Below are 5854 nucleotides of genomic sequence, written 5' to 3'. Positions count from 1 at the left end.
TTAGTGATTAATTCCGTTAGGCGTTCCGGCGGATTTGCAATCCGCCGTTAAAAAACGTCCTAACCTATTTGGGCTTTGCGGATTTGCAATCCGCATCAAGCAAGATTTACAAACTTACGTTGTCGTCGCCGCCGCCGTCAGTTCCGCCAGTGCCCTGGCTGGTGCCACCGCCGCCCTGCGATGTTCCGCCGTTATCCTTGTTGGTCTCGTCGCCAGCACCCTGGCTAGTATCACCGCCACCCGGTGTATTCCCAGTTCCGCCGCCATCCTCAGCTCCGGTGGTATAGTCATCGTAAGCCACGATCTTGGTGAGCTTTTTCAGCTCGGCGTTGCTCCAAGATTTCGTGTTTCTCACAATCAAATGCACGCCCTGCACGCTAGCTGCCGTCACCTTCTCCTTGCTCACCTCGCCACGCGAAGTCATACCGATGGAGAACAATCCGAGGTCGGAGAAACGAACGCTCTTGCCATCCAGAATCAGATGCTTCAGACAGTCGAGGGTATCCATCAGCACACCGTGGATGGTGCCTCGGCTGTATGGAGAGTTGTGCTCAGAGATATGAGGCACGAAGTCCTCGAAACTCATCTCACGGTCGCTCACGGCAGTAGCATACCAGAGCTTCTTACCAGCGTTCTCACCCGTCTGAGGCGTACGCATAATCTTACGATACTTACTAGTTCCTTGTCCCATAGTCAATCAGTTTTTAAAGGGTTAATAATTATTTTTAGAAAGTGCAGCCTTTCTTCTAACGACAGTGCAAAGGTACTGCAAATATCCGATACCGCCAAAAATCACCCCGCAGAGTTCTGTTAAACGCCGTTAACATTTGCGCCGTTTTCCGTTAATAAAAACAAGTCTATCAGTTAGCTATGAGAAAACTATGAGTAGCCGAGAGTTTCCCTATGTTTTCCCAGGAGTTCCCCTGTAGTTCTCGGCAGAGTGATTTTTCGGTAGGAGCGGTTACGGTTACAGAAGTTACAGTTTTTCGAATCCCCTTTACCTTCTCCCGTCTTTAGAAAGAGATTATAAATATATATTAATTATATATTTATAATCTATATATATACTACTTACAATCCGTAAGTCCCCGAAAGCACTTTACCCCCTCCATGAAAACTGTAACTTCTGTAACCGTAACCACTGTAACCACCTCCACTGCCTCTTGATACTTTCCTGAGAAGAGCAGGGAATCATCACATTTTCTCAACTTTTATCAGAAAACCATATCTACACGATTGCCCTGCTCAACTTCAGTATGAACGAGGATGCATTCGACAAGGAGAAAATCCGCCATCATGTGCAGTTGTGCGATACTGCCACGGTGATGGAAATAACGGGGCTGTCGGCAGAGGAAATTCTGCTGCTGAAACGAGAGAAATAGATTACAGATATCACCGCCCTGAAGCTTCATTCACTGTGCCCCACACGCCCTGAAGTTCCTTCACTGTGTCCCACACGCCTGAAAGGGCAGAAGCTCCTAGACCAGGGCAACGCCCTGGGTATTAACGGAATATAAACCAACGCCCTGAAAGGGCAAAAGCTTTAAAAATATTCGAATTTTAATCTATAGGCTTATGGTATATGTAAATGAAACAATAGTAATCAAAAGCTCTTCTCCCAAGCTGGCGGAATGGGTAAAGAGGCTGAAGGCTCATAAGGCTGAGCAACTGGAGAAGTTGCTTCATTTGTGGCTTTTCCAAGGGTCTATGCATCAAATGTCATAGTGGTGCATAGACCCTTGTTGTTTTTGTAAAGTTCGGAGAAATCTTAACATTTATAGCATCAGGCAATGTTCACGGTGATACTCTAAAAAACGGTGATGACGATCTTCCGTTTTCAAGAGATGCACCTGATTATCCATTCCCAGCAGTCGGCGGTCGGAAGCATCAAGATATCTTGAATAAATGATGCTGCCATCATCCTTGAAAGAGATGTAGCCCCTATCAAATAACTTATCATAGTTAGGTAGGAGCAGCAAACCGTTGTACATATCAACACGCTCCAGATTATCTGCATCCCTCCATGGCTTGATATGCGAAGCTATCAACAAATCATAATGCTGGAATGCAGAGATAGAACAGCCGTGCCAATAGTTCACAAGCTGATCTCTGAAATACCCCTGTCCGATTCTGGATTTCACTATCGCCTCACGCTCCGTTTCTGTTAGTGTATAATTATTCCGAACCTGATTGATTTCCGCCAATACGGTTTCCTCCTGCTGGCGTGCATAGTCAGATTTTCTGAATTGCAGGAATCTGTTCAGTGCAGCCTTGAAATTGCTGAGATCCTTGTCCTTTGTATATTTTTCTCTATCCTTTTGCAGAAGTTTTTCATTAGCCAGTATATCCATGATGTCATCCTGGCTATTTAGCTGCTCCAGAGCATATCCCTGGGAATCCAGAAACTTTAGCCAGGAGATGTAATTGGTGCGGGAATGAGCATTCACGCCATCCTGCATTGTCAGATAGCGATAAAAGTCGGAAAGATATTCCGCCAAATTATGATGATTGTTCTGTAACATATTTATTCGTGATGTAATTTATCGTTTATATATTCTTCTGCTGTCCGTTTAGCTTGTTCTTATACATTTTGTGAGTATCTGCGATTTGGGAATACGGGATTTCGAACGCTTGTCTCTGCCCCTTGAAATAATCCAGCGAATCATAGAAATGCAGGGGAATATTCAGCTTTTGACAGTACTTCCGTATCTGGACAATCCCCCTCCAGTCATCATCACTGATCTGATGAAGATAAAATGGGACTCCCAGGTTGGCTGATAACCGCTGCATATTCTCCCTGACGTAGATATCCACGCATCTGATATATCTGTTGGCATTCGGAATAAATGCAACATCTGTGGTCAGCCTTTCTTCCGCCTGGGAATAGGTATGAGAATATACATCCGAAAGAATTCCTACACAATCTTCCGAAGATTCCCCATCTATCTCTCCATACATATTCTCAAAGTAGGAATCCGATTTCATCATCCACTCCTTCCCATTCAGGGCATCCACGTCATATTCTTCCATGATGCTGGAGCTTCCATACCTAAACTCATTGTAAGTATAATCGAAGGGAGCCATCTTGAAATGATGCTGCTTCCCATTCTTAGACTTGAAATTCGAATGGTTCTTGAGTGTATGGCGATCTAGCGTCACTCTGCAGAAAATGCTGTCGAAGGCAGCATGATTCATGCCGCTCAGCATCAGAACGGGGTATCCTTCCAGCGGATTCCTGTTCCGTGTGAATGAAATGAATCTCTGATTGCTGTAGATATAGACCAGATTTCCATCGGCATCATTGCTTAATTCCGGTGGAGAAGTCCGAAAGCTGTTTCTTCGCAGCAGACTTACCAAAAACTGTGTCTCCAAAAAATGGTATAGCATTATTTTCCCTCCTTATTTATATAGTTTGAAATATGCAATTTATAAAGCTTGAAATATGCGCAACAGGCACACGCTGCAAAAGTACAAAAAATAGTTAGAACATGGGCAAAAGTTCTGTTAAAGAATCCATGTGGATTTATTTTATAGGTTTCCCGAGCATTTATAAACATTCGGCGACCGTCGTCCTAACCTTTTTCAAAGGCCAAAGAAAACTAAAAATACTCCGAAAACTTGTCTGTTAGGCTAATATTCATTTACTTTGCATTTTGAATATTAACTAAATAGATAAGATTATGCCGGATTTTTCAGACACAGAGCGCCGACTTATCGAATTATTGGAGGTCGGAGTGAAATTTCAGTTAAAATGCTTCGTGAATTCAAATTTAAGTAGTATTTTTGCTCCCAAATTAAAGCAATAGACTTATGGTACATATTAATGAAACGATAGCAATCAGGAGCTTTTCTACCAAGTTGGCAGAATGGGTAAAAGAGACTGTACCTCTTCTTCGTATCCTCCACACGCCCTGATTTTTCATTCACTATGCCCAGCACGCCCTGAACCAACGGTCACCGGCCGAAGGTAAAGTAAAGGACAGAAGTTATCAAGTATGCCCCACACGCCTTTTCAGGGCGCCTTGCTGACTGCAATTATACTTAGGGCGTGTGTGGGGCTTACTTGCGAAAGTTCAGTACTGAGCTCACTTCGAAAAGTCCCCATCATATTTTTTGTCTTTGTAACTTATTCGCAATCAATGAAAGGTTTGTAAAGTTGACTTTTTAAAATGGATCCTGTACCTTATTATATATGTATATAAGATGAAAAAGACCAGCTTTGCGAGCTTCAGAGTGAAGCGCTGGAGTGAAAATTCCACCCCTCATATCGTTCACAAGAGCCGTGGAAATGGTAATAGAATTGCCTACCCATCCATAAAAGTCGAGGAGAGGAAGTATAGCGCTAAAAATGCGCACTTTCTCTCTTTTTCGTACATATATTTGACAATCAGGAAAAAATACGCACTCTTTTTACGTCCCTTAGAGACGTAAAACGCTTGGAAATACCACCGATTATTGCTAATTTTACACGGAAAAATAAAAATAGCAATGGTTGAAGAGGCAAAAGAAATAGAAAATTCAGAATCTCTGGCTGTAAGGTTGATGAGATTATCATATATCGAGAGGATTGGAACTCTTCTCGGTATTATGATTGGTGAGGATATTTCTCCTCGGAAATCAATCGTGAATGAATTTCATGTTGCTTATGATACTATCAGAAAATTCTTGAAATTCGATACTACCATACAATTTGAAACCATTGCTAAATTCTGCTATATTATAGGCTACTATCTGCATGAAGAATATGAGGCCGTAGAGAACTACAAATCTAAAAAGCATATTAAAGATAGAACCAAAAGACTTGGCCGCATCAATCAACTGCAAAGAGAATATAAAGAAATCTATGGCGCAGGAGCTGAAGCGGTGGAAGATTTGATAAAAAAGAAAGTAGATCTCCGCCAGTTTGTGAACAAGGCGGAATAATAATACTAAACAATAATAATCAATCAAACTTTTAAAAACCCAAAAAGAAATGAAAGAAATTACATGAACCACTAGGGTTTTGCTGGTCATAAGTCAACAACGCCTTGATAGCTGCCTCACCTCATGAAAATCATGGGGGCTGCCCTCTCTAACTAGTAAATGGTAGTTTTTAGTCAATCCTTCAAAAATTAAAGATTAAGAAAGGGATTATTATGGCTAAATTATTTTATAAGTCGCTGATTAAGCTCGCCCAGCTGAGATTAATCGTCGTAGTAGTTAACGTGAATCTTTACGATCATAGTATCCTCGTGCAGATTCCAGGTAAATATAACCGTTTTAAAATATTGAACGATAAAAAGAAGGAGAAAGATGGCGACAAATGATACTTATAATTTCTATGACCAGTCTAGACTGGTTCGCATAGACCATGTTGACAATTTCAATGAGCTTATTAATTTTACTCGAAATCAGGCATCTCAGGATGATGTCTGTGAGGCTGATTTTGGGGAGGTGGTTGAAGAGAATTCTGATACGGATGATAAATCCAAAGAGGAGGTAGCGAAGGTTACGGTCATCCCCCAAGAGCTTTCTACGCCCCAAGGGATTGGCTGGCTTCATAAAATGCAGGATGCGGGAGTGTTGGATGAGAACTATCAGCCTGCTTCTCAACTGACTGTTGCTCAGATGGGTTGCCTTGTCATGAAGGCTCAGTTTGAGCTGAATCTTTCTTCCTGCTGGAAAGATTTTTCCTTGTTGTGGAACATTAATAGAGAGAAGTTGAGAATGGGGTTTGTGAATGGTCAGAATACCAAGCAAACTATAGAATATAACAAGAAGATTAGCAAGTATTAGTACTAGTACGCTGTACTACTCCGTACTATTTTTATTTCAAAATATCGCCGTACTTTTGCCCCAGATTTCAGAACGATAC

Annotated in this window: 7 protein-coding genes; 4 read left to right on the top strand and 3 right to left on the bottom strand. The window is 41.8% G+C overall.

The window, feature by feature from the left end; genetic code table 11:
* Positions 1–106: 106 nt before the first annotated feature.
* Positions 107–691, bottom strand: a complete 585-nt coding sequence (locus DW657_RS11235; protein ID WP_118312565.1) for an HU family DNA-binding protein — start codon at positions 689–691, stop codon at positions 107–109.
* 565 nt (positions 692–1256) lie between these two features.
* Here DW657_RS11235 and DW657_RS18610 point away from each other — a divergent pair.
* Entirely contained in the window at positions 1257–1382 is a 126-nt protein-coding gene (locus DW657_RS18610) for a hypothetical protein (protein WP_255415915.1), read from the top strand.
* A gap of 393 nt (positions 1383–1775) precedes the next feature.
* On the opposite strand, the gene DW657_RS11230 is transcribed toward DW657_RS18610, so the two are convergent.
* Both DW657_RS11230 and DW657_RS11225 read right to left on the bottom strand, forming a co-directional pair.
* Positions 1776–2522 (bottom strand): HNH endonuclease, encoded by a 747-nt coding sequence (locus DW657_RS11230; RefSeq protein WP_118312564.1) that lies wholly within the window; start codon positions 2520–2522, stop codon positions 1776–1778.
* Between the two features lie 25 nt (positions 2523–2547).
* Positions 2548–3387: a hypothetical protein gene (locus DW657_RS11225; RefSeq protein ID WP_118312563.1), complete on the bottom strand. Its 840-nt coding sequence runs from the start codon at positions 3385–3387 to the stop codon at positions 2548–2550.
* 1101 nt (positions 3388–4488) lie between these two features.
* Here DW657_RS11225 and DW657_RS11220 point away from each other — a divergent pair.
* From DW657_RS11220 to DW657_RS11215, 3 genes are all read left to right on the top strand, one after another.
* Positions 4489–4923 (top strand): hypothetical protein, encoded by a 435-nt coding sequence (locus tag DW657_RS11220; RefSeq protein WP_118312562.1) that lies wholly within the window; start codon positions 4489–4491, stop codon positions 4921–4923.
* A gap of 212 nt (positions 4924–5135) precedes the next feature.
* Positions 5136–5306, top strand: coding sequence for a hypothetical protein (locus DW657_RS17805; RefSeq protein WP_158577355.1), 171 nt, complete (start codon positions 5136–5138; stop codon positions 5304–5306).
* Positions 5293–5775 (top strand): hypothetical protein, encoded by a 483-nt coding sequence (locus DW657_RS11215; protein WP_118312561.1) that lies wholly within the window; start codon positions 5293–5295, stop codon positions 5773–5775. The genes DW657_RS17805 and DW657_RS11215 overlap by 14 nt, the downstream gene beginning before the upstream one ends.
* The last annotated feature ends 79 nt before the right edge of the window (positions 5776–5854 follow it).

Source organism: Prevotella sp. AM23-5 (genome assembly GCF_003473645.1).
GTDB lineage: Bacteria > Bacteroidota > Bacteroidia > Bacteroidales > Bacteroidaceae > Prevotella > Prevotella copri_A.
The sequence above is the reverse complement of the archived record's forward strand: the minus strand, read 5'-3'. Positions and strand labels throughout refer to the sequence as shown.

Bases quoted from the DNA above. Each gene is read 5' to 3' on its own strand.
- DW657_RS11235 (WP_118312565.1), bottom strand. From the start codon at position 691: ATGGGACAAGGAACTAGTAAGTATCGTAAGATTATGCGTACGCCTCAG.
- DW657_RS11230 (WP_118312564.1), bottom strand. From the start codon at position 2,522: ATGTTACAGAACAATCATCATAATTTGGCGGAATATCTTTCCGACTTT.
- DW657_RS17805 (WP_158577355.1), top strand. From the start codon at position 5,136: ATGGCTAAATTATTTTATAAGTCGCTGATTAAGCTCGCCCAGCTGAGA.
- DW657_RS11225 (WP_118312563.1), bottom strand. From the start codon at position 3,387: ATGCTATACCATTTTTTGGAGACACAGTTTTTGGTAAGTCTGCTGCGA.
- DW657_RS11215 (WP_118312561.1), top strand. From the start codon at position 5,293: ATGGCGACAAATGATACTTATAATTTCTATGACCAGTCTAGACTGGTT.
- DW657_RS11220 (WP_118312562.1), top strand. From the start codon at position 4,489: ATGGTTGAAGAGGCAAAAGAAATAGAAAATTCAGAATCTCTGGCTGTA.
- DW657_RS18610 (WP_255415915.1), top strand. From the start codon at position 1,257: ATGAACGAGGATGCATTCGACAAGGAGAAAATCCGCCATCATGTGCAG.